This is a genomic window from Mycolicibacterium sp. MU0050 (assembly GCF_963378085.1).
Lineage (GTDB): Bacteria > Actinomycetota > Actinomycetes > Mycobacteriales > Mycobacteriaceae > Mycobacterium > Mycobacterium wendilense.
The window spans coordinates 4,569,470-4,591,153 of record NZ_OY726395.1; the positions used below are offsets into that span (position 1 = coordinate 4,569,470).

Annotated in this window: 21 protein-coding genes and 2 pseudogenes; 10 read left to right on the forward strand and 13 right to left on the reverse strand. The window is 69.0% G+C overall.

What is annotated here, in order from left to right; all coding sequences use genetic code 11:
- Nucleotides 1-47: 47 nt before the first annotated feature.
- The 4 genes and pseudogenes from R2K23_RS21750 to ptsP all read right to left on the reverse strand — a co-directional run bounded on the left by R2K23_RS21750 (nucleotide 48) and on the right by ptsP (nucleotide 4,485).
- Complete coding sequence (locus R2K23_RS21750) at nucleotides 48-986, reverse strand: R2-like ligand-binding oxidase (protein ID WP_316512528.1); 939 nt, start codon at nucleotides 984-986, stop codon at nucleotides 48-50.
- Nucleotides 959-1,664: pseudogene (locus tag R2K23_RS21755) on the reverse strand (TetR/AcrR family transcriptional regulator). Before R2K23_RS21755 ends, R2K23_RS21750 begins: the two are co-directional and overlap by 28 nt.
- Before the next feature lie 72 nt (nucleotides 1,665-1,736).
- Nucleotides 1,737-2,723 (reverse strand): pirin family protein, encoded by a 987-nt coding sequence (locus R2K23_RS21760; protein WP_316512530.1) that lies wholly within the window; start codon nucleotides 2,721-2,723, stop codon nucleotides 1,737-1,739.
- 70 nt (nucleotides 2,724-2,793) lie between these two features.
- On the reverse strand, nucleotides 2,794-4,485 hold the full coding sequence (ptsP, locus tag R2K23_RS21765; protein WP_396892551.1) for a phosphoenolpyruvate--protein phosphotransferase: 1,692 nt from the start codon (nucleotides 4,483-4,485) through the stop codon (nucleotides 2,794-2,796).
- 171 nt (nucleotides 4,486-4,656) lie between these two features.
- Here ptsP and R2K23_RS21770 point away from each other — a divergent pair, with 171 nt between their 5' ends.
- The 4 genes from R2K23_RS21770 to R2K23_RS21785 are packed head-to-tail and all read left to right on the forward strand — an operon-like array spanning nucleotide 4,657 to nucleotide 8,888.
- Complete coding sequence (locus tag R2K23_RS21770; RefSeq protein WP_316512534.1) at nucleotides 4,657-5,424, forward strand: DeoR/GlpR family DNA-binding transcription regulator; 768 nt, start codon at nucleotides 4,657-4,659, stop codon at nucleotides 5,422-5,424.
- Between the two features lie 55 nt (nucleotides 5,425-5,479).
- Complete coding sequence (locus tag R2K23_RS21775; protein WP_316512537.1) at nucleotides 5,480-6,466, forward strand: 1-phosphofructokinase family hexose kinase; 987 nt, start codon at nucleotides 5,480-5,482, stop codon at nucleotides 6,464-6,466.
- A 53-nt stretch (nucleotides 6,467-6,519) separates the two neighbouring features.
- Nucleotides 6,520-8,571, forward strand: a complete 2,052-nt coding sequence (locus R2K23_RS21780; RefSeq protein WP_316512539.1) for a PTS fructose transporter subunit IIABC — start codon at nucleotides 6,520-6,522, stop codon at nucleotides 8,569-8,571.
- A 59-nt stretch (nucleotides 8,572-8,630) separates the two neighbouring features.
- Entirely contained in the window at nucleotides 8,631-8,888 is a 258-nt protein-coding gene (locus tag R2K23_RS21785; RefSeq protein ID WP_316512541.1) for an HPr family phosphocarrier protein, read from the forward strand.
- On the opposite strand, the gene R2K23_RS21790 is transcribed toward R2K23_RS21785, so the two are convergent.
- Entirely contained in the window at nucleotides 8,885-9,328 is a 444-nt protein-coding gene (locus R2K23_RS21790) for a nitroreductase/quinone reductase family protein (protein WP_316512542.1), read from the reverse strand. The genes R2K23_RS21785 and R2K23_RS21790 overlap by 4 nt on opposite strands.
- A 34-nt stretch (nucleotides 9,329-9,362) precedes the next feature.
- A complete protein-coding gene (locus tag R2K23_RS21795) occupies nucleotides 9,363-11,396 on the reverse strand; it encodes a copper-translocating P-type ATPase (RefSeq protein ID WP_316512544.1) in 2,034 nt (677 codons plus the stop codon).
- Between the two features lie 64 nt (nucleotides 11,397-11,460).
- On the opposite strand from R2K23_RS21795, the gene R2K23_RS21800 reads away from it, so the two are divergent.
- Nucleotides 11,461-12,363 carry a fumarylacetoacetate hydrolase family protein gene (locus tag R2K23_RS21800; RefSeq protein ID WP_316512547.1) on the forward strand — a complete coding sequence of 301 codons (903 nt, stop codon included), beginning with the start codon at nucleotides 11,461-11,463 and terminating at the stop codon, nucleotides 12,361-12,363.
- A 33-nt stretch (nucleotides 12,364-12,396) separates the two neighbouring features.
- A complete protein-coding gene (locus tag R2K23_RS21805) occupies nucleotides 12,397-13,806 on the forward strand; it encodes a chloride channel protein (protein ID WP_316512549.1) in 1,410 nt (469 codons plus the stop codon).
- Nucleotides 13,807-13,811: 5 nt separating this feature from the next.
- On the opposite strand, the gene R2K23_RS21810 is transcribed toward R2K23_RS21805, so the two are convergent.
- Entirely contained in the window at nucleotides 13,812-14,363 is a 552-nt protein-coding gene (locus R2K23_RS21810) for a Dps family protein (RefSeq protein ID WP_316512551.1), read from the reverse strand.
- 58 nt (nucleotides 14,364-14,421) lie between these two features.
- Entirely contained in the window at nucleotides 14,422-15,351 is a 930-nt protein-coding gene (locus R2K23_RS21815) for a DNA-3-methyladenine glycosylase family protein (protein ID WP_316517475.1), read from the reverse strand.
- A 50-nt stretch (nucleotides 15,352-15,401) separates the two neighbouring features.
- Between R2K23_RS21815 and R2K23_RS21820 the strand changes: the two genes are divergently transcribed.
- A complete protein-coding gene (locus R2K23_RS21820; RefSeq protein ID WP_316517477.1) occupies nucleotides 15,402-15,797 on the forward strand; it encodes a nuclear transport factor 2 family protein in 396 nt (131 codons plus the stop codon).
- On the opposite strand, the gene R2K23_RS21825 is transcribed toward R2K23_RS21820, so the two are convergent.
- From R2K23_RS21825 to R2K23_RS21840, 4 genes are all read right to left on the reverse strand, one after another.
- Nucleotides 15,784-16,161: a DUF427 domain-containing protein gene (locus tag R2K23_RS21825; RefSeq protein ID WP_316512552.1), complete on the reverse strand. Its 378-nt coding sequence runs from the start codon at nucleotides 16,159-16,161 to the stop codon at nucleotides 15,784-15,786. The two genes, R2K23_RS21820 and R2K23_RS21825, sit on opposite strands and share 14 nt — an antisense overlap.
- Before the next feature lie 77 nt (nucleotides 16,162-16,238).
- Nucleotides 16,239-17,270, reverse strand: a complete 1,032-nt coding sequence (locus R2K23_RS21830) for an NAD-dependent epimerase/dehydratase family protein (RefSeq protein WP_316512554.1) — start codon at nucleotides 17,268-17,270, stop codon at nucleotides 16,239-16,241.
- Complete coding sequence (locus tag R2K23_RS21835; RefSeq protein WP_316512557.1) at nucleotides 17,267-17,779, reverse strand: nuclear transport factor 2 family protein; 513 nt, start codon at nucleotides 17,777-17,779, stop codon at nucleotides 17,267-17,269. Before R2K23_RS21835 ends, R2K23_RS21830 begins: the two co-directional genes overlap by 4 nt.
- Before the next feature lie 19 nt (nucleotides 17,780-17,798).
- Nucleotides 17,799-18,308, reverse strand: a complete 510-nt coding sequence (locus R2K23_RS21840) for a hypothetical protein (RefSeq protein WP_316512558.1) — start codon at nucleotides 18,306-18,308, stop codon at nucleotides 17,799-17,801.
- Nucleotides 18,309-18,377: 69 nt separating this feature from the next.
- Between R2K23_RS21840 and msrA the strand changes: the two genes are divergently transcribed.
- Nucleotides 18,378-18,887, forward strand: a complete 510-nt coding sequence (msrA, locus tag R2K23_RS21845) for a peptide-methionine (S)-S-oxide reductase MsrA (protein ID WP_316512560.1) — start codon at nucleotides 18,378-18,380, stop codon at nucleotides 18,885-18,887.
- A gap of 262 nt (nucleotides 18,888-19,149) precedes the next feature.
- A complete protein-coding gene (locus R2K23_RS21850) occupies nucleotides 19,150-19,944 on the forward strand; it encodes a DeoR/GlpR family DNA-binding transcription regulator (RefSeq protein ID WP_316512562.1) in 795 nt (264 codons plus the stop codon).
- Nucleotides 19,945-20,035: 91 nt separating this feature from the next.
- Here the strand turns inward: R2K23_RS21850 and R2K23_RS21855 are convergent.
- Nucleotides 20,036-20,191 (reverse strand): annotated as a pseudogene (locus R2K23_RS21855) (IS3 family transposase); the annotation flags it as partial.
- A gap of 309 nt (nucleotides 20,192-20,500) precedes the next feature.
- Between R2K23_RS21855 and fgd the strand changes: the two are divergent.
- A complete protein-coding gene (gene fgd, locus R2K23_RS21860; protein ID WP_316512564.1) occupies nucleotides 20,501-21,511 on the forward strand; it encodes a glucose-6-phosphate dehydrogenase (coenzyme-F420) in 1,011 nt (336 codons plus the stop codon).
- Nucleotides 21,512-21,684: the final 173 nt, after the last annotated feature.

The window sequence follows — 21,684 nt, forward strand, 5'->3', positions numbered from 1 at the left end:
AGTGCGAGTGGTTTCGGGCTTTTCGTCGATCTCGACGCGGTTGCCGCTCACACGGCGGCCAGCGCCCGGGCATCCTCCTCACCGAAGGAATCCTCGAGCTGCACCGGCGAATAGTCGACGTCGATCTCCTCGACCGGGCGACCACGCGCGCTGCTGATGGTGCCGAACCGTCGCATGCCCTTGTCCGCGGAGTACTTCATGAACTCGTCGGCATCCAACCCGAACGGGACGTCGGGGGCGTACAGCGCAAAGCCGTCCTCGGTGAGGCCCAGCGCCAGCGGGAGCAGCTCGTTCATCCGGGTCTCGAACACCGACCAGTTGGCGTCGTCGGCGGCGACGTGCCGCCGGCAGGTGAAGGTGCCCCAGGCCATGTGCCGCCGCTCGTCGTCGCCGATCCGCCGGATCAACTCCTGCATCCCGGGCAGGATGCCGCGGGTCACGCAAATCTTGTGCCACGCATAGTATCCCGTCAACGCCAGCATGCCCTCGACCACGTGGTTGTACACCACCGACGCGCGGACCTGGGCGGCCGGCGAGGGATCGGTGTGCAGCGCCTCCAAGGACTCCGGCAGCTCGTCGTAGAACATCCGGCGATACGACGGGAGATCATCGAAGTAGCTGTGCAGGTCGTCGGTGACCCCGACGGCGTCGAGCCACATCCGGAAGACCTGGGTGTGCTTGGCCTCCTCGAAGGCGAACTGCGTCAGGTACATCTCGTCGCCGAGACGTCCTTCGGCCTCCATCGCCCGCATGAACGGCTGGATGTCCTTGGTGACCGCCTCCTCGCCGGCGATGAACTGGGCGCACAGGCGAGTCGCGTAGTCGCGCTCCCGGTCCGTCAGCGCCTCCCAGTCTTCGCGCTCCCGGGAGAAGTCGATATCCGCCGGGTTCCAGAATTTCGCGTTACCGCTGGCAAATAGCTTGAGCGGCAAGCTATCCCAGTTCAGACCGCCGGCTCTCATGGAGTCGAAATGAGTGTGCGACATGTGACCTCCTCAGGTCGGTTGGGCTGCGGAATCGGCGATCGGGGAGAACGCCGCGGCCAACACCGCGACGAGTCGACGCACGGCCAGTGCCGGCTGCTCCGGGCTCGGCTCGTCGAGACCGAGGATCGGGTCGATGCCGCGCACATACGGCGCCAGGGCCAGATGCGGAAAGATCATCAATAGCAACGACAACAGCGCGTCGGTGTCGGCGTCCGCGCGCAGGTCGCCGCGCGCCTGCGCGGCGCGCACCAACGGACCCAACACCTCGAGGTAGTGCCGGTGCAGGACGCTGCGGACGCTGATCCGGGCGTCGGTGTCCACCTCCAGGCTCGCGGCGGCATGCAGCGACCGTTCCCGAGGATGCTCGGCGAAGTACGCGACCCAGTCGTCGAGCAGGTCGGTGAGGAATTCGAAGAACGGCCGGGTGGGATCGAGTTGGCGGATCCGCGCCTCCATGTAGGCGCGGACCCGCTGACTACCGAGGTCGGCGATGAACGTGTACAGGTCGCGCTTGTCCGCAAAGTATTGGAACAGGCTGCCTTTGGCGACTCCGGCCCGGCGCGCGATGACGTTCAGGCTGCCTCGGGAAAACCCGTGGGCGCCGAATTCGGCCTCCGCGGCGTCGATGACCGCGGCGCGCCGCGCCGGATCAACCCGTGCCCATGTCACCGTTGGCAATCGGACCTCCCAGCAGTCGATGACCACTGGTCACATTACTGTGATACGCGCCACAGTCAAGGGGGTTCGGCGTCAGTCCCCGAGCCGATGCGGCATCAGTGCATCCGGCGGTATGGCGCCGAAGCGTCCGGCCTGGAAGTCCTCGAAGGCCTCGATCACCTCGGACTTCGTGTTCATCACGAACGGGCCGTACTGGAACACCGGCTCGCGTAGTGGCCGACCGCCGAGCAGTAGGACCTCCATGGCGGGGCGGTTGCCGTCCTGATCGGCATCGGCGGCGACGGTCAACCGGTCGCCGGGTCCGAGCACCGCGAGTTGCCCCTGGCGGATCGGATGCCGCACCGGGCCCACCGAGCCGCGCCCGGACAGCACGTAGACCAGGGCGTTGAAGTCGCGACTCCACGCGGTGTTCAGCTGCGCTCCAGGCTCAATGGTGGCGTGCGCCAACGTGATCGGTGTGTGCGTGGCACCGGGTCCGCGCTGGACACCGTCGGCGGTGGCGAACTCACCGGCGATCACCCGGATCAACGCTCCGCCGTCCGACGACGACAACAACCGAACCTCGCCGCCCTCGATGGCCTGGTACTTCGGCGCGGCGAACTTGTCCTTGCGGGGAAGGTTCACCCACAGCTGCACGCCGTGGAAGAGACCGCCGCTGCGGACGAGTTCGGCCGGCGGCGTCTCGATGTGCAGAATGCCCGAGCCGGCGGTCATCCACTGGGTTGCGCCGTCGGCGATCAGTCCGCCACCCCCGTGCGAGTCCTGATGCGCGAAGCGGCCGTCGATCATGTAGGTGACGGTCTCGAAGCCGCGGTGCGGATGCCAGTCGGTGCCCCGCGGCTCGCCGGGCTGGTACTCGACTTCCCCCATCTGATCCATGTGCACGAACGGATCCAGATCCGCCGCGCTGACCCCGGCGAACGCGCGGACGACGGGAAAGCCTTCGCCCTCCAGCCCGCGGGGGCCGGTGGTGATGGAACGCACCGGGCGCTCGGTGTCGCCGGGCGCCGGAGCGGCGACCCGCGTCAGGGTCAGGGTGTCTGCGGTCACTGCGGGCATCTGGGCACCTCCATGCTGATGAGAGAGTCACCCGATATAACCGGACCGCGGTCCAGTTATTCCCCGGCGATCACTCCAGCACCGCGAGGGCCGCGGCGCGCGCGTCGGCGGCACTGGCCGTGGCGAGCACCGCCGCCGCAGCGCGCCGGCACTGTTCGAGGGTCACCGTGGAGAGCTTGGCCCCGACCGCCGACACCGCCGCGGCGGCCGCCGACAACGAGGTGATGCCCAACCCCACCAGCACGCAGGCCAACAGCGGGTCCGCCGCCGCCTCCCCGCACACGCCCACCGGCTTGTCGGCCGCCGCGCCGGCCTTGGCCGTCATCGCCACCAGGGCGAGCACGCCGGGCTGCCACGGGTCGGTCAGGGTTGCCAGTTCCGCGGACATCCGGTCGGCAGCCATCGTGTACTGCGCCAGATCGTTGGTGCCGATCGACAGGAAGTCGACGTGTTCGAGGATCCGGTCGGCCAACAGCGCCGCGGCGGGCACCTCGATCATCACCCCCGGGGTCAGCCCGTGCGCGCGCACCTTCGCCGCAAAATCGCGCGCCTCCTCGGGGGTCGCGATCATGGGCGCCATCACCCACGGCGGATTTCCGGTCTGCTGTGCCGCTTGCGCGATGCCGGCCAACTGGTTGTCCAGCAACGCGGGGTTGCCGAACGAGATCCGGATGCCGCGGACCCCCAGCGCGGGATTGGCCTCGTCGGGACTGTTCGCGAACTTCAGCGGTTTGTCCGAACCCGCGTCCAGGGTGCGAATCACCACCTTGTGCTCGGAAAAGGGTTGCAGCACTTCGGCGTAGATCCGGGCCTGCTCCGCCACCGACGGTTCGGTGTCGGAGTTGAGGAAGCATAGTTCGGTGCGGAAGAGCCCGATGCCCTCGGCCGGCGTCTCACGCGCGGCCCGCGCGGCCGCGCCGTCCTGCACGTTGGCCAGCACGGCCACGGGGTGTCCGTCGGCGGTGGCGCCGGGACCCGTCCAGCCCGCCATCGCCGCGGCGGCCTGCTCCGCGCGCTCGACGGCGGCCGCAGCCTCGGCCGGGTCGGGGCCGACTGCGAGTGTGCCCCGGGTGCCGTCGATCAGGATAATTTCGCCGGCGGGGACGTCGTCGAGCCCGGCCACCGCCACCACGCAGGGGATCCCCAACTGGCGGGAGATGATCGCGGTGTGACTGGTGGGCCCGCCCAGCGAGGTCGCCAGGCCGACGATCAGGGCCGGGTCGAGACCGGCGGTGTCGGCCGGGGCCAGATCCTCGGCGCACAGGATCGAGGGCACGTCAGGCACGGGCACCCCGGGCTCGGGTAGTCCGGCCAGTTCGGCGACGACCCGGTCCCGGATATCGCGCAGGTCGGTCACCCGCTCGGCCATCAATCCGCCCATCTTGGTGAACATCTCGACGAACTGCTCGACCGCCTCGGCCGTGGCGCGGATCGCCGGAGCGCCCTCGCCGATCCGCTTCTCGGCCGCCCCGAGCCAGGCCCGGTCGGTGGCCAGCTGCGCGGTGGCGCCCAGCACCTCCGAGGCCGCGCCGGTGGCGTGCGCGGCCCGCTCCCGCAGCCGCTCGGCCACCGTCGTGGCCGCGGCCTTGAACCGGGAGATCTCGCCGTCTCGGTCGGCCTCGGCCACCTCGCCGGGCGCGGCGAGGTCCTCGGGCGCGGGCAGGCGGCCGGGCCGGACCACCGGGGCGTACGCGACGCCGGGAACCACCGGCACCCCGGAAAGCACCGCACCCTGTGAAGTCGCAGGAGTAGTGGAAGTCATGTGAACCAGGTTACATCGAACCGTTGACAATTCAACACAAATAGGCGTAAAACAACACATACCAACATTACGGCTGGCGGGAGTTCGCGGACTTCCACGCGAACGCCCGCCAAACGTACTTGCTTTCCGTCCATCCGACCCGATTCAGTCCCACCCGACCCTGGAGGCCACGTGTACCCGGAGGAGCGCCAGCAAGCGATCGCCTCCCTGGTCATCTCGCGCGGCCGGGCCTCGGTGACCGAACTCGCCGAGACCTACGCCGTCACCACCGAGACCGTGCGCCGCGACCTGGCAGCGCTGGATCGCGCCGGGCTGGTGCGACGCGTCCACGGCGGCGCGGTGCCGGTGCGCGCGCTGCACGTCGTCGAGCCGGGGGTCGCCGAACGTGAGGGCACCCGCGCCAACTACAAGGACGCCATCGCGGCGGCCGCCGGCGACTTCTTCCCCCTGGCCGGGGCCAGCGTGCTCTTCGACGCCGGTACCACCACCGCGCGGGTGGCCGCGCGTCTGCCCGCCGACCGCGAACTGGTCGTGGTGACCAACTCGGTGCCCATCGCCGCGCGGCTGGCCACCATGCCCGCCATCAACCTGCATCTGCTCGGCGGGCGGGTGCGCGGCCTGACCCAGGCCGCCGTCGGGGAGCCGGTGTTGCGGACCCTGGATACCCTGCGGGTCGACATCGCGTTCATGGGCACCAACGGCATCAGCGTCAAACACGGCCTGTCCACCCCCGACAGCGACGAAGCCGCCGTCAAGCGAGCCATGGTGGTCAGCGCGAGTTATGTTGTGGTGGTTGCCGATTCGTCCAAAATCGGCCATGAGGACTTCGTCAGTTTCGCGCCGCTGGACAAGGTCGATGCGGTGATCACCGATGACGAGATCAGCGACGCCGACCGCGCGGCGCTGACCGAGCACGGAGTAGAGGTGGTGGTGGCGTGAGTCCCGCGAATCGACGCAGCGGTGCGAGGCACGAGCAGCGCGGAGGAGTGAGCGAATGACACACCAAGGACCGGTCGTGGTCACGGTGACGCCCAACCCGAGCATCGACCGCACCATCGCGCTCGGCGGCCCCCTGACCCGCGGCGCCGTGCACCGGGTGCAGTCGGTCTCCGACGAGCCCGGCGGCAAGGGTGTCAACGTCGCGCGGGTGCTGACGCTGGCGGGGATCGATGCCTGCGCGGTGCTGCCCGCCAGCCCCGACGACCCGTTCCTGTCCGTGCTGAGCCCCACCGGCGTCGGCTACGCCGCGGTCCCGGTCACCGGTGTGGTCCGCACCAACGTCGCCGTCACCGAGAACGACGGGACGACAACCAAACTCAACGAACCGGGCGCGGGCCTCGACGCGGCGAGCGTCACGGCGCTGACCGACGCCGTCCTGACCCGCGCCGCCGGCGCGCAGTGGGTCGTGATGTCGGGATCGTTGCCGCCCGGAATGCCCGAAAACTGGTATGCCGAGGTCGCCGCGCTGCTTCGCGAACTGCCCTGCAAGGTGGCCGTCGACACCTCCGAGGGCCCCCTGGCGGCGCTGGCCGCCGACTTCGAGCGCGCGGCACCGAACCTGATCAAACCCAACTCCGAGGAACTCGCCAGCCTGTCCGGTGCGGACCCCGAGCAGTTGGAACGCGCTGTGCAGCACGGCGACCCGGAGGCCGTGGTCGCCGCCGCGACCGAACTGATGAACCGCGGCGTGGGTGCCGTGCTGGCCACTCTCGGGGCCGCGGGTGCGGTGCTGGTCAACGGCACCGGGGCCTGGATGGCGGCGGCTCCGCCGATCACGCCGCGCAGCACCGTCGGGGCCGGCGACTCCTCGCTGGCCGGTTACGTCCGCGCGGCGATCGGCGGCGCCGAGGAACCCCGGCGGCTGCAGATGGCGGTGGCCTACGGCAGCGCCGCGGCCGCGCTGCCCGGTTCGGCGCTGCCCTCCCCCCAACTGATCGACCTGGACGCGGTCCAGGTGGTGCCGATAGCCCCCGACCGCTGACCGAAATCGGCCAATCGCCAACGCCGCCGAACCATTCCGACGAAGGTGTGTCTATGACCAACCCGCCCATCACCACCGCCGACCTGGTGCTGCTCGACGTCGACGCGGGGGCGAGCAAGGACGAGGTCATCGGCCGCTTGGCCGCCACCCTCGCCGACGCCGGCCGGGCCACCGACGTCGACGGGCTGGTCGGCGCGACCATGGCCCGAGAAGCCCAGTCCGCCACCGGGTTACCCGGCGGCATCGCCATCCCGCACTGCCGCTCGCCCTACGTCGTTGCCCCCACCATCGGCTTCGCGCGGCTCGATCCGGGAGTGGACTTCGGCGCCGCGGACGGCCCCGCCGACCTGGTGTTCCTGATCGCCGCGCCGGACGGCGGCGGCGCCGAGCACATGAAGCTGTTGTCCAGCCTGGCCCGGGCGCTGGTGCGGCCGGACTTCGTGGCCTCGCTGCGGGCGGCGTCGACCGCCGAGGAGATCGTGACGCTGGTGGACTCCACGGTGAATCCCGCACCCGCGCAATCCGAGGGGCCGTCGTCGACGCCCGAGCCCGCGCCCGCGGCATCCGCCGCCGCGCGGTCCGCCGCCCCCGAAACCGCACCGGCGACGCGGAAGACCGTCGCGGCCATCACCGCCTGCCCCACCGGGATCGCGCACACCTACATGGCCGCCGACGCGCTCAAGCTCGCGGCCGAACGGGCCGGCGTCGACATCGTCATCGAGACGCAGGGGTCCTCCGGAAGCACGCCGCTGGCGGCGGCGACGATCGCCCGCGCCGACGCCGTCATCTTCGCGACGGACGTCGGGGTCAAGGACCGCGGCCGCTTCGCCGGCAAGCCGGTGGTCGCCTCCGGGGTCAAACGCGCGATCAACGAACCCGACGCGATGATCGCCGAGGCGGTCGCCGTGGCCGACAATCCGAACGCCGCGCGCGTCGAGGGCGACGGCGCCCCGACCCGTGAGTCCGAGGGCTCCGCCGACGTCGGCTGGGGCACCCGGACCCGACAGATCCTGCTCACCGGCGTGAGCTACATGATCCCGTTCGTGGCGGCCGGCGGTCTGCTGATCGCGTTGGGATTCCTGTTCGCCGGTTACGACATCGCCAATCCGCCGGAGGGTTTCGACACCTCACTGGGCAATCTGATCGCGCTGGAGAACACCCTGACCAACCTGCCGCCCGGCGGGCTCATGCAGTATCTGGGCGCGGTGCTGTACACCCTCGGCGGCCTGGCCTTCAGCTTCCTGGTGCCCGCGCTGGCCGGCTACATCTCGTTCGCCATCGCCGACCGCCCCGGGCTGGCCCCGGGCTTCACCGCCGGCGCGGTGGCGGTGTTCGTCGAGGGTGGTTTCATCGGCGGTATCGTCGGCGGCCTGATCGCCGGCTTCGCCGCGTTGTGGATCAGCCGGAGCACCGTCCCGCAGTGGTTCCGCGGCCTGATGCCCGTCGTGATCATCCCGCTGTTCGCCTCGCTGGTGGTCGGCCTGCTGATGTTCCTGCTGCTGGGCCGCCCGCTGGCGGCCATCCAGGAGGGGCTGACCAACTGGCTGAGCGGGATGACCGGAACCTCGGTGATAATCCTCGGGATCATCCTGGGCCTGATGATGTGCTTCGACCTGGGCGGCCCGGTCAACAAGGCGGCCTACGCGTTTGCCACCGTCGGCCTCAATGTCGCGGACCCGTCGTCGCTGCGGATCATGGCCGCAGTGATGGCCGCGGGCATGGTGCCCCCGCTGGCGATGGCGTTGGCCACCGCGGTGCGGCCGCGGTTGTTCAGCGAGCCAGAGCGGGAAAATGGCCGCGCCGCATGGCTGTTGGGCGCCTCGTTCATCTCCGAGGGCGCGATCCCCTTCGCGGCGGCCGACCCGCTGCGGGTGATCCCGTCGATGATGGCCGGCGGTGCGGTGACCGGGGCGCTGATCATGGCGTTCGACGTGACGCTGCGCGCCCCGCACGGTGGCATCTTCGTGTTCTTCGCGATCGGCAACCTGGTGTGGTTCATCGTCGCGCTGGTCGCCGGGACCGTCGTCGGCGCGCTGGCGGTGGTCACCGCCAAGCAACTCGCCGCGCCCAAACCCCCTGCCCAAACGCAACTTTCAGCTGCTTAGTTCGAAAAGCATCGTCACAACGAGAGATTTCGGCCCAACCCACGAAGGAGCACACCCGCATGCACAGCAAGACCGTGATCGTCGGATCCGCCGTCGGCCTGCACGCCCGACCGGCCGCCATCATCTCCGAGGCCGTCGTGAACGCCGGGGTGCCGGTGACGCTGTCGATGGACGGCGGCGAACCGGTCGACGCCGGGTCCGCGCTGATGATCATGACCCTGGGCGCGGGCAAGGGCGCGTCGGTCACCGTCGCCTCCGAGGACGAGGCCGCGGTGAACACCATCGCCGACCTCGTCGAACAAGACCTCGACGCCTAAGCGCGCGGCTCGCAGATCAGCAGCGGGATCTCGCGGTCGGTGTTGCGCTGGTAGCCAGCGTAGCCGCGGTAGGTCTTGACCACCTCAGGCCACAACTCGGCGCGCTCGGCGGCCGTGGCCGCGCGGGCCCGCATCGGCACCTGCGCGCCGTCGACGGTCAGCGTCACGTCCGGGTGCGCCAGCGCGTTCTTGTACCAGTCCGGGTGGTCCTGGTGGCCGCCCTTGGAGGCGACGAGCACAATCCGGTGGTCGTCGTGGATGGGGCTGGTCAGCAGGTTGGCGTAGGGCTTACCGGACTTGCGGCCGACGGTGTGCAGTTCGACGGTCAGCATGCCCATCACGGTGCGGGGGAACCGGCCGCCGGTCAGCGCCAGCAACGCCCGGTGTCCGTTCTCGAGTACCCACGCGCCCGCCTCGGCGACGCGATCGGACTTTCGCATCTGGCCCCCCATTTCCGGATTCTGTCGTTCAACGCTAGCGGACGACGTCCGACGGGCGCAGGTCCAACCGCCGCAACAGTTGCGCGTTGAGCGCGACCACCACCGTCGACAGCGACATCAGCAGGGCGCCGACCGACATCGGCATCACGAAGCCGGCCGGGGCCAGCACACCCGCGGCCAGCGGCACCGCGATCAGGTTGTAGCCCCCGGCCCACCACAGGTTCTGCTTCATCTTCCGGTAGCTGGCCCGAGACAGTTCGATCACCGACAACACCGATCGCGGATCCGAGCTGGCCAGGATCACCCCGGCCGACGCGATCGCGACGTCGGTGCCGGCGCCGATCGCGATCCCGACGTCGGCCCGCGCCAGTGCGGGGGCGTCGTTGACGCCGTCGCCGACCATCGCGACCACCCGTCCCCCGGCCTGCAACTCGGCGACCTTGGCCGCCTTGTCCTCGGGCCGCACCCCCGCGAACACCCGGTCGACGCCGAGTTCGGCGGCCACCGCGTCCGCCACGCTCTGCGCGTCGCCGGTGATCATCACGACCTCGCGGCCCAGCCGGTGCAGTTCGTCGATGGCCTGCCTGGACTCCGGGCGGACCTCGTCGGCCAACGCCAGCACACCGAGCACCCGTCCGTCGGCCAGCACGTGCAGCACCGTCGTGCCCGCAGGCATCGGTTCCCCTGAGGCCGCAACACCGGTCTCCTCGAGCAGTTTCGGCCCGCCGACCCGGATCTGCCGGCCGTCGACGGTGGCGGTCACCCCGACCGCGGCCGACGAACTGAATTCGGTGGCCACGGGGATCGACAGTCCGCGCTCGCGGGCCGCGGCCACGATGGCCCGGGCCAGCGGGTGCTCCGAGGGGAGTTCGGCGGCCGCCGCAAGCGCCAGAACATCGTCCCCGCCGGAGGCGGCGACGACGACGGGTTCGCCCTTGGTCAGCGTGCCGGTCTTGTCGAACAACACGGCGTCGACGGTGCGCATCTGCTCCAAGGCCAGCCGGTCCTTGATCAGCACTCCGCCGCGCGCGGCGCGCTCGGTGGCAATGGACACCACCAGCGGGATCGCCAGGCCCAGGGCGTGGGGGCACGCGATGACCAGCACCGTGATGGCGCGGATGACGGCTTGGTCGGGAAGCCCGATGACCGCCCACACCAGGGCGGTGAGCACGGCGGCGCCCAAGGCGAACCAGAACAACCAGCCGGCGGCCCGGTCGGCCAGGCGCTGCGCGCGCGACGACGAGTTCTGCGCCTCGGCGACCAGTCGCTGGATTCCGGCCAGGGCGGTGTCGTCGCCGACGGCGGTGATTTCGATCCGCAGGGCCGAGTCGGTGGCTGTGGTGCCGGCGACCACGCTGTCGCCGACGCCACGCCGCACGGTACGCGATTCACCGGTGACGATCGACTCGTCCATGTCGGCGGCGCCGTCGCGAATCCGTCCGTCGGCGGGCACCCGGCCGCCCGGGCGCACCAGCACCAGGTCCGCGACCTGCAGCTCCACCGGTGCGACGGTCTCGATGGTGTCGCCGGTGACGCGCTCGGCCTGATCGGGCAACAGGGCCGACAACGAGTCCAACGCGGACGTGGTCTGCTCCAGGGAGCGCATCTCGATCCAATGGCCCAGCAGCATGATGACGATCAGCAGCGCCAGCTCCCACCAGAACTCCAACTGGTGGTCCAGCACGCCGAGGCTCGCGCCCCAGGAGGCCAGGAAGGCGACGGTGATCGCCAGCCCGATCAGCAGCATCATTCCCGGTGCACGGGAACGGATCTCGTCGACCGCGCCGGTGAGGAAAGGCTGCCCACCCCACACGTACATCACGGTGCCCAAAACCGGGGCCACCCACTGTGAGCCCGGGAAGCTCGGCACCTGGTAGCCCAGGATCATCGCGAACATCCCCGACATCGCCACGGTGGGGACCGCCAGCACGAGCATCACCCAGAACAGCCGGCGGAACTGCGCCACATGGTCGCCGTGCCCGGCGTGACCGGCGTGCCCCACGTGAGCCCGGTGGTCGTCGTGGTTGACGTGCTGCTGGTGCTGCGCCGGATGGCGGTGGCCGGTCATGCTCGCCACCATATACCCCATGGGGGTATATGCACAGCGCCGTCGTCACGACGACAATCGGGAAATGAAACTGCGCAGGGTACGCACCGCGGCCGGACTCGAACTACAGCACCTCGACGACGGGCACTGGCGCGCCCACTCCGGCCCGTCCCCGCTGGGCCCCTCCCCGTTCGCCGAGGACTGGGAGTTGGCGACCGCCGACCGGCACCTGGCGCACACCGACGCGGTGTTGCCGTTCACACCGCTGTCGTTCCGCGACTTCCTGCTGTCCGAACCTCACAACATCAGCGCCGCCCGCGGCCTGATCAACCGGTTCCACCCGGCCACCGCGCGGATCACCAACGCCTACGAAAAGCTGACGCGCAGAACGTTTCCCGCGTTCAACCCGAAGAAACTGTTCTACCAGCAACCCATCTACTACATGGCCAACGCGATGACCATCGTGCCCAGCGGCACCCCGGTCGCCAGTCCCAGCTACTCCAGGGGTCTGGACTTCGAACTGGAGATCGGCTTCGCGCTGTCCGCACCGTTGCACAACGCCACCCCGGCGCAGGCCGTCGCGGCGGTCGGCGCGTTCGTGCTGGTGAACGACTTCAGCGCGCGCGACGTCCAACGCGCGGAGATGGCCAGCGGGATGGGACCGCAGAAGTCCAAACACTTCCTGTCCTCGATGTCGACGACGATGGTCACCGCCGACGAGGTCCTGCCCCGGATCGGTGCCCTGACCGGCACAGTGGCGATCAACGGGCACACCGTGAGCCGCGTCGACAGCGCGGGCCTGCAGTGGGGCATCGGCGAGGTGCTCGCGCACGCCTCCCGTGACGAGCAGTTGCTGCCCGGCGAACTGTTCGGGCTCGGCACGCTGCCCGGCGGGTCGGGGATGGAGACCGGCAACTGGCTGCAGCCGGGCGACACCTTGCGGTTGACGCTCGATGACATCGGCGAGGTGGAGCACCGCATCGTCTGACGGCGCGGGCGCCACGGCAGTAGCATCCGCGTCATGGCGAACGCCGACACCGACGGCAGGATCGCCACGTTCCTGCGCAACTCCGGCTATCTGCGCAAATGGCTGCTTCTCGGCGTCGCCATCGGCGTCATCGCCGGTCTCGGCGCCGTCGCGTTCTACCTCGCCCTGACGTACACCACCGAATTCCTGCTCGGCCACCTCGCCGATTACGACGTGCCCACCGCCTACGGCGACGGCAACAACCCCGGCGCGAGCGGGTTCTCCCGAGCCTGGGCCATCCCGGTGGTCACCACGCTGGGCGCGCTCGCCTCGGCGGCCATCGTCGCCAGATTTGCGCCCGAGGCCCGGGGCCACGGCACCGACGACGCCATCGAGGCCGTCCACACCGATCCGCGGGCCATCCGCGGCCGGGTGGTGCTGGTGAAGATGATCGCCAGCGCCCTGACCATCGGCTCGGGCGGCTCCGGCGGCCGGGAAGGCCCCACCGCCCAGATCTCCGCGGGGTTCGGCTCGCTGCTGACCCGCCGGCTTAACCTCTCCGACGACGACGGCCGCGTCGCGGTCTCGATGGGCATCGGCTCGGGCATCGGCGCGATTTTCGGGGCGCCGCTGGGCGGTGCGGTGCTCGCGGCGTCGATCGTCTACCGGCAGGACTTCGACTACCGGTCTCTGATACCCGGCTTCATCACCTCGGGCACCGCCTACGCCGTCTACGGCGCCGTCCTGGGCTTCGAACCGCTGTTCGGTGCGCTGGTCCCCGACTACACCTTCGACCCGGCCGGCCTGCCGTGGTTTCTGCTCATCGGAATCGTCTCCGCCGCAACCGGTTACCTGTACGCCAGGACGTTCTACGCCACCGTCCGTTTGTCGCAGCGGATTCCCATTCCCGGCGGCTCGGTGCTCAAGCCCGCGCTCGGCGGCTTGCTGGTGGGGCTGTTGGCGCTGGCCATCCCGCAGGTCCTGTCCAGCGGCTACGGCTGGGTGCAGTTGGCCGCCGATGAGTCCACCCTGATGGCAATACCGCTGTGGGTCGTCGTGATCCTGCCGGTCGCCAAGATCGTGGCGACCTCGCTGTCGATCGGCACCGGCGGTTCGGGGGGCATCTTCGGCCCCGGCGTGGTGATCGGATGCTTTCTGGGCGCGGCGACCTGGCGGCTGGCGGAGTTGGCCGGCGCACCGGCGCTGCCCGCCGGGCCCGGCGTCTTCATCGTCATCGCGATGATGGCCTGCTTCGGCAGCGTCGCGCACGCGCCCCTGGCGGTGATGATCATGGTGGCCGAGATGACGGCATCGTTCTCCGTCATCCCGGCCGCCATCATCGCCGTCGGGGTCGCATACCTGTTGATCACCCGCACGGACGTGTCGATCTACCGTGCGCAGCGGATGAATCGAGAGGCGGCCGCCGCCGAGCGGGCCGGTGTGACACCCCCCGCTGCGTACTAGCTTCGCTACTTGCTGGAGCGCGCCTTGCTGGCGGCGCCCTTCTCGGTGCGCTTGCCGGTGTGCGGCAACTCGCCGCCGGAGTTCTCCAGGTGCGCGCGGACGAACCACTGGAACTTCTCGAGTTCGGCGGCGTGCCCGATCAAGATGTCCTCGGTGACCGGGTCGAGATCCTCGACGTCGGCGATGCCCTTGCGGACATCCTCGATCACGCCTGTGTAGACCAGGTCCAGCGCGGCCAGATGGGCCTGCACCGTGTCACGGCCCACCGAGTAGTCGTCCCAATCCCGATCGCGGCAGATGGCGCCCGGGGTGCCCTCCGGGGAGTAGCCCAGGGTCGCGATGCGCTCGGCGACCTCGTCGGCGTATCCGCGGACCAGCATCACCTGCGGGTCGATCATCTCGTGCACGCCGATGAAGTTCGGGCCCACCACATTCCAGTGCACGTGCTTCAGCGTCAGGTGTAGGTCGTTGTAGGTGCTCAACTTGCGCTGCAACACCTCGGCGATCTGCGCGGCCTGCTTGTCGGTCAGGCCCGGGACGGTGTAGTGGCTGGGCATCGTTCCTCCTTCAAGATGTCGAGTCACGGCATACCCGGGTCGCCGCGATGTCAACCACCTAGAGGTCGCGAATGTTCTGCACCGGCAACCGCGCGCCACGGCGCGGCTCGTAGGCCAGTCCACTGACCTGCAGCAGGCGCACCACCCGATGGCGGTGTGGGCGCATCGGTTCCAGCAGCGTGACCATCTCGTCGTCGTCCACCGGGTGTCCGAGCAGCGTCCAGCCGATCATCTTCGAGATGTGGTAGTCGCCGACCGACAACGCGTCGGCATCGCCGAAGGCGCGCTGGGCGACCTCCGCCGCGGTCCACACCCCGACGCCGGGCAGGCTGGTCAGCGCCGCGCGGGCCGCGGCGGCGGGCCGGGCCACCAGCCGTTCGAGCGCCGCGGCCCGCCGGGCGCAGGCGACGACGGTGCGGGCCCGGCCGGGATCGACGTTGGCGCGGTGGAACTCCCACGACGGGATGCGCTGCCACACCTCGGCCGCCGGGAACACCCGCATGCGCTCCGGGGCCGGGCCGGGCGCGGCGGTGCCGTACTTGCCGACCAACGTGCGCCAGGCCTTGAACGCATCGACGCCGGGCACCCGCTGCTCGATCACCGCCGGGATCAGGGCTTCGAGTACCCGGTCGGTGCGCCCCAGTCGCAGGTGCGGCGCCTGCCGGGCGGCACGGGCCACCACCGGATGCGCCGGGCGGAAATCCGACCAGTCGTCGTCGGCGCCGAGATAGGCGGGCAGCGCCTCGAGGAACTCCGCGGCACCGGCGCCCCAGGCGCGCGCCCCCACCGCCGAGGGCCCGGCGCGCTCCAGGCGCACGGTCACCGGCCCCGTGGCCAACAGGGTGGTCCGCCAGATCGCCCCGTCGGCACCGACCTGGTAGGTCGGGTCCGCCGGCCCCCGCCGCTGCGGGGCCAGCGTCGCGGCCGGGCTCACGGGTCCCGGGAAAGTGACGACGCGCGTCAGACCGTCGGTGTCGATGTCGGCCAGGTTAGCCACCGTTGACGACACCACCGGCAGCGGACAGGATGAGCGGCGTGATGACGCCGTTCGACGACCCCCAGGCCGAGCAGGCGTGGATGTTCCTGCAGACCCTGAGCGACGACGGCGACCTCGACGAGGGGTTCGCGTTGCTCAGCGACGACTTCACCTACTGGAACAACGCCATCGGCCGCACCCTGACCAAGACCGAACTGCGCGAGATCACCGAGCGGGCGCGCCAACAGATGGTGCTGCACTTCGACCTGGTGCGCTGCCTCAACGAGAGCGAGAGCGTGGTCATCGAGGCACGGTCGGAGGGTGCCAACCCCGCCGGTGACCGCTACGACAGCCCCGTCGTGTTCATCTTCGACATGCGCCACGGCCTGATCACCTCGCTGCGGGAGTACTGCGACACCCGGCTGTTCGAGAAGGTGTTCGGCGCTAATCCGGGGTGACGCTGATGTCGGCCTTGTCCGGGTAGAACGCGACGTGTCCGGCGATGGCCGCGACCGCCGGATAGGGCCGTTCGTAGCACCAGAGCGCGTCGTCGACGACCACCCGCGCCCCGGCGACGCTGTAGTAGCCCGCTTCGCCCTTGTACGGGCAGTAGGTGGTGGTCTGGGAGTGGCGTAAGCGTTGCCCGTCGACGTCGCGCAGGGGGATGTACTGCACCGCGGGATAGGTCGATTCCTGCAGGGTCAGCGCAGCGCAACTGTCGGCGACGATGGCGCCGTCGACCCGCACCACCACTCGCCCGGCGGTGGGCGTGATGGTGATCGGATGCTCGGCGGTGGGCTCAAGGACGTGGCGCTCGGTCATGAGGAGATTCAACACCCGCGGCCTGACCGCCGAAAGTTCGTTGCTGTACGCGTTTCCCGAATGGGCCCGCCAACGACTCAGCTCGCGGCGCGCGCCTGGCGGCGGGCCGAGCGCATCTGGGCCCAGAAGCGCGCCGCCGCCCGGATCGACTCCTCGACGGGCCGCGGCGTCCAGTCCAGCTCGCGGCGGGCCTTGGCGCAGTCGACCTCGGCCTCGGCGCGCATCAGCCGCACCGACTCCAGCGTCAACTGCTGGTCGGTACCGGTCAGCCGGGCCCGCACCGAGCCCATCGCCCCCATCGCGTACAACAGCGGCACCGGTATCGCGCGGCGCGGAGCGGACACCCCCGCCTCGTCGGCCGCAATCCGGATCACCTCGCGGTTGCTGATCATCCGCTCGGAGATCAGGTAGCGCTGTCCGGGCCGGCCCCGGTCGGCGGCCAACACCATGGCGCGTGCGGCGTCCTCGACGCCGACGGCCTCCAGCGCGATCTTGTCGAGAACGAACGGCAGCTTCTCGAACACCGTGCCGGCGACCACGGCCCCCTGCGGTGTCATCCCGTGGTCACGGCCCCCGTAAGTGGTCGACACACACATCGCCACCGCCGGCACGCCCCGGTCGCGGGCGTACTGCAGCACCAGGTCCTCGGCCTGTACCCGGGAGCGGACGTAGGCGGTGAGCTTGCGCCGGTCGATCAGGTCGTCTTCGGTGGCGACGCGCCCCTTCTTCCGTCCCACCGTCGAGTAGCTGCTGGTGAACACGAACTTCTTGAGCGTCCCCGCAGCGGCGAACTCGGCGGCCACCTCGAGCACCCCGCGCAGGCCGTCGACGTTGGTGCGGAACAGCGGCGACGGGTCACGCAGCCAGGCCCGCGCGTCCACCACGCAGTAGTAGACGACGTCGCATCCCGTCATCGCCGCGCGGATCACGTCGAGGTCGAAGATGTCGCCGACGAAGCGGGTGACGTCCAGGTCATCGATTCCGGCGGTGTTGGCCGTGGCGCGCACCGTCACGCGGATCTCGGCGTCCGTCGCCTCATCGACCAGGTGCCGCACCACGTGCGAGCCCAGGAAGCCGTTGCCGCCGATCACCAGCTTGGGCGCGGTCATGGCGTGGTCCCGGCCTGCTGCTTGGCGTACCAGGCGGCGGCCTCGTCGTCGAGGGTGCCCAGTTCTTCGGCCTTGCGGCACCATTTGAGCGCGGCCCGCTGGAACCGCAGCGGGTTGTAGACGTCTTCCTGCCGGCACCATTTCCCGTCGCCCGCGTAAGTGACGATCGAAATGTTGGTGGCGCTGATGATGGTGCCGTCGCCGGGATCGCGCATCGGGTTGTCGAGCTCGCAGATCACCCGGGCGGTCGGTTCGTCGATCACGGTCCAGCGCGCCGGGAACGAGGTCATGTAGCTGCCCGGGAACACCGACATGGTGCGGCGGATCCAAGTGCGCACCTGTTCGCGGCCGTGCATGGTCCCGGCGGCGTGCTCGATGTAGTGGACGTCTTCGGTGTAGTGCTCGACCCAGACGTCCCAGTCCTTGGTCTCGGCGGCGCGGGCAACCGTCTGCTCGAACGTCTCGAACGCCGCGACCAACTCGTCGCGGGAGAATGTTGGGCGTGTCACACCCCGACTAGAACACGTTCTAGTGTGGTTTGTCGAGCCTGGTCGTGAGCACGGCGCGGTCGCCGAGCGGGGCTTGCAGCGGCACCTCGAGGGTGCCGACGACGGCGATCTCGATGCAGGCCATGCCGACGGCTTCCGGGGGTGTGCCACCGAGCAGGTCCACGGTGACCGCTTCCGGCGTTTCGTAGACCGCGGCGTGCACGCCGTGACACTGCGGCACTCCGCCGGTGAAGAACACGGTGATCGCGTCGTCGCGATCCGAGCGGGTCCAGAACTCGATGGGCATCGGCCGCAGGTCGAGCAGCGACGAGTTGTCGACGAACGGCTCGCCCGTCAGCCCCTCGGGGGCCTCCGGGACCGGCACGGTCTCCTCCGGGGCGGTCGTCGGCACCGGCACGATCCCGTCCCGCCCCGGCGCCACGGTTTCCTGCGGGACAGGCGTCGGCGCGGGCGTGGTCTCCTCCCCCACGGCCGTCGGGGCGGTGCACAGTGCGAGCAGCAGTGCGACCGCTGCGGTGATGACGCGCATGGGTCCACGGTAGCGGGAGCGCGCACAATGGAAGATGATCCAGCTCGATGACCTAGGAAGGACGCACGCATGGCGGAGTATCAGAAGGCGATCCTGGCCGGAGGCTGCTTCTGGGGGATGCAGGATCTGATTCGCAAGCAGCCCGGGGTCGTGTCCACCCGCGTCGGCTACACCGGGGGCCAGAACGACCATCCGACCTACCGCAATCACCCCGGCCACGCCGAGGCCATCGAGATCGATTTCGACCCGGCCCGGACCAGCTACCGGGACATCCTCGAGTTCTTCTTCCAGATCCACGATCCGAGCACCAAGGATCGGCAGGGCAACGACGTCGGCACCAGCTACCGCTCGGCCATCTTCTATCTCGACGACGAACAGAAGCAGATCGCCGAGGACACGATCGCCGATGTGGACGCCTCGGGCCTGTGGCCGGGCAAGGTGGTCACCGAGGTGACCCCGGCGAGTGATTTCTGGGAGGCCGAGCCCGAGCATCAGGACTACCTGGAGCGCATCCCCAACGGGTACACCTGCCACTATCCGCGCCCGGGCTGGAAGCTCCCCAAACGCTCTGCGGTCTAGTCGATCTGGGTCTGGCGGCGCGCGTCGAGGTCCTGGACACCCCACGAGCGGGGCGGTCTCGGCCGATACGCCGCAGATTCACGCGTATTACGGACGCGGCTTCTACCCACCCGCGTCGCCGTCAACGCGCGTTATCGCGCACAACCGCGCATGACATCGCCTCAATTGAAGAAGAGCGTGGATTTGCGCGGTCGTGAGAGCCAGCGGGTAGGCGGTGAGGAGACTAAGGTCGCGCAGATTGAACGGACGGAAGGGTCGATAGGTGACGTCTGAATCGCGGCAGCACGAAATTCTGCTCCGAGTCAACACCGAAGGCTACGTCGAAGCCAAAGCGTTGGCCGACGATCTGGGTGTCGACATCTCCACTGTCCGCAGGGACCTCGACGCACTCGCACGAACGGGACAGGTGCGTCGCACTCATGGTGGAGCGCGACCCGTTTCGGCGGCCGTAGTGCAATTGCCGTACGCGCTGAAGGAGGCCGCGAACCGCCGACAGAAGCGCGCCATTGCCCTGACCGCCGCCAAGTACGTGCGAGACGGCGACACGGTCATTCTCGATAGCGGATCGACCACGTACGAAATTGCCGAGGCCATCCAGCACCGCAAGGGGGTGACTGTGATTGCCAACGATCTCAGAATCTGCAAATTCGTCGCCACAGTGCCCAGGATTCGGCTGTTGGTGACCGGCGGCGAACTCCTGGAATCAGTCTTCACTCTCGTCGGAGAAAGGGCAGTCCGCTTCTTCGACGACTACACAGCCGACATTGCGTTTCTGGGGGCCGACGCCGTAGAGCCACGAGCAGGAGTTACGAACGCGAACACCGCTGTAGTACCCGTGAAACGGGCCATGGTGGCCGCAGCCGAGACGACAGTGCTGGTAGCCGACAGCTCCAAGTTCGGCCAACGAGCGTTGGCGAAGGTCGCCGCGTTCGACGAAATCGACTTGATAATCACCGATAAGGGGCTGTCAGACGATGACACTCAGCTGTACCCGGTGACCATCTCAAGAGTTGACTCCGGGGAAACCGGACCCAGTACGGTTACCGCCTGCGAATAGCCCAGGGGAACGACCTCATGGTGCACAGCCGAGGACGATAACCACAAGCCGCTTGGGGCTGCTCCATGAGTTGACCCACGGGGTTTTTCAGGGCCACGGTTGCGGCCTGCGGGTGGCGCAGTTCGAACTCTATCGGGTTGAGCCTGCCTAGGGCGCGTTGCCGGCGCCGGCGGTGGTCGGTCCCCTCGGTCCACGACACGATGGCCTGGCGCAGTTCGGCGCGAGTGGTCCGGCGTTTCCGGTAGAGAGCGCAGGTCCACTGCGTTGGTCAGGGGCAGCCAACACCCGACCAAACGGATCGTCCTGGCCCCTTCAGGCGCTGCGAGGTTGCCTGCGCCGTCCAAGTATGCCTACTATCGCGCTCAATTGCACGAATTCGCGCGTTTGCATCCCGGGGACGCGGAGAGCGGCAGTTCGGACACGCAACCGTTGGGCTCAACCTCGGAGGAAGCATGCAATCGACATTGGCGGGCGACGAAACAGCACGTTTCGCTTCGGGCATTGCGTCACTTCTGACATCGCTAAGACAGCAGTCACGGGAACGCAGGAGGATTCAGTGGCTGAGCTGAGACTGGGGTACAAGGCGTCGGCGGAGCAGTTCGCCCCGCGCGAGCTCGTCGAACTTGCTGTGGAGGCCGAGGCGCACGGCATGGACAGTGCGACCGTCAGCGATCACTTCCAGCCGTGGCGCCATGAGGGGGGACATGCGCCATTCTCGTTGGCGTGGATGGCCGCGGTAGGCGAGCGCACGAAGCGATTGCAGTTGGGCACGTCGGTCTTGACGCCGACGTTTCGGTACAACCCAGCGGTGATCGCCCAGGCCTTCGCCACGATGGGGTGTCTGTACCCCGACCGGATCTTCCTGGGTATCGGTACCGGTGAGGCGCTCAACGAGATCGCCACCGGGTACAAGGGGGACTGGCCGGAGTTCAAGGAGCGCTACGCCCGGTTGCGCGAGGCGGTCCGGTTGATGCGGGAGTTGTGGCTCGGGGACCGGGTGGACTTCGAGGGCGAGTATTACAGGACCAAGGGTGCGTCGATCTACGACGTGCCCGCCGGCGGTATCCCGATCTACATCGCTGCGGGCGGGCCGCAAATGGCCAAGTACGCGGGGCGGGCCGGGGACGGGTTCATCTGCACCTCGGGCAAGGGCGAGGAGCTCTACAAGGAGAAGCTGATGCCGGCGATGCGTGAGGGCGCGCAGGCTGCGGGCAAGAATCCTGATGATGTGGATCGGATGATCGAGATCAAGATTTCCTATGACACGGATCCAGAGCTGGCGTTGGAGAACACCCGGTTCTGGGCGCCGTTATCGCTCACTGCGGAGCAGAAACATTCCATCGATGATCCGATCGAGATGGAAAAGGCCGCGGATGCGTTGCCGATCGAGCAGGTGGCCAAGCGGTGGATCGTTGCCTCGGATCCCGATGAGGCGGTGGCCAAGGTCGTCGATTATGTGGGCTGGGGTCTGAACCATCTGGTGTTCCACGCGCCGGGTCATGATCAGCGCCGGTTCCTGGAGTTGTTCAAGCGCGACCTGGAACCACGGCTACGGAAACTGGGCTGACACCGCGCTCTTGCCACCACGATGCCGTCATGGGTTGCAACGACGGCCTTCGGACCTTTTGCGGTGGTGGGTTTGGGGCTCGTTCGGCGAAGGCCATCAGAGAACAATCGCTGGCAAGAGCGGCGAGAATGTATGCCGCACAGAGTTTTTGAATACATAGCCAAGGGAAAGGT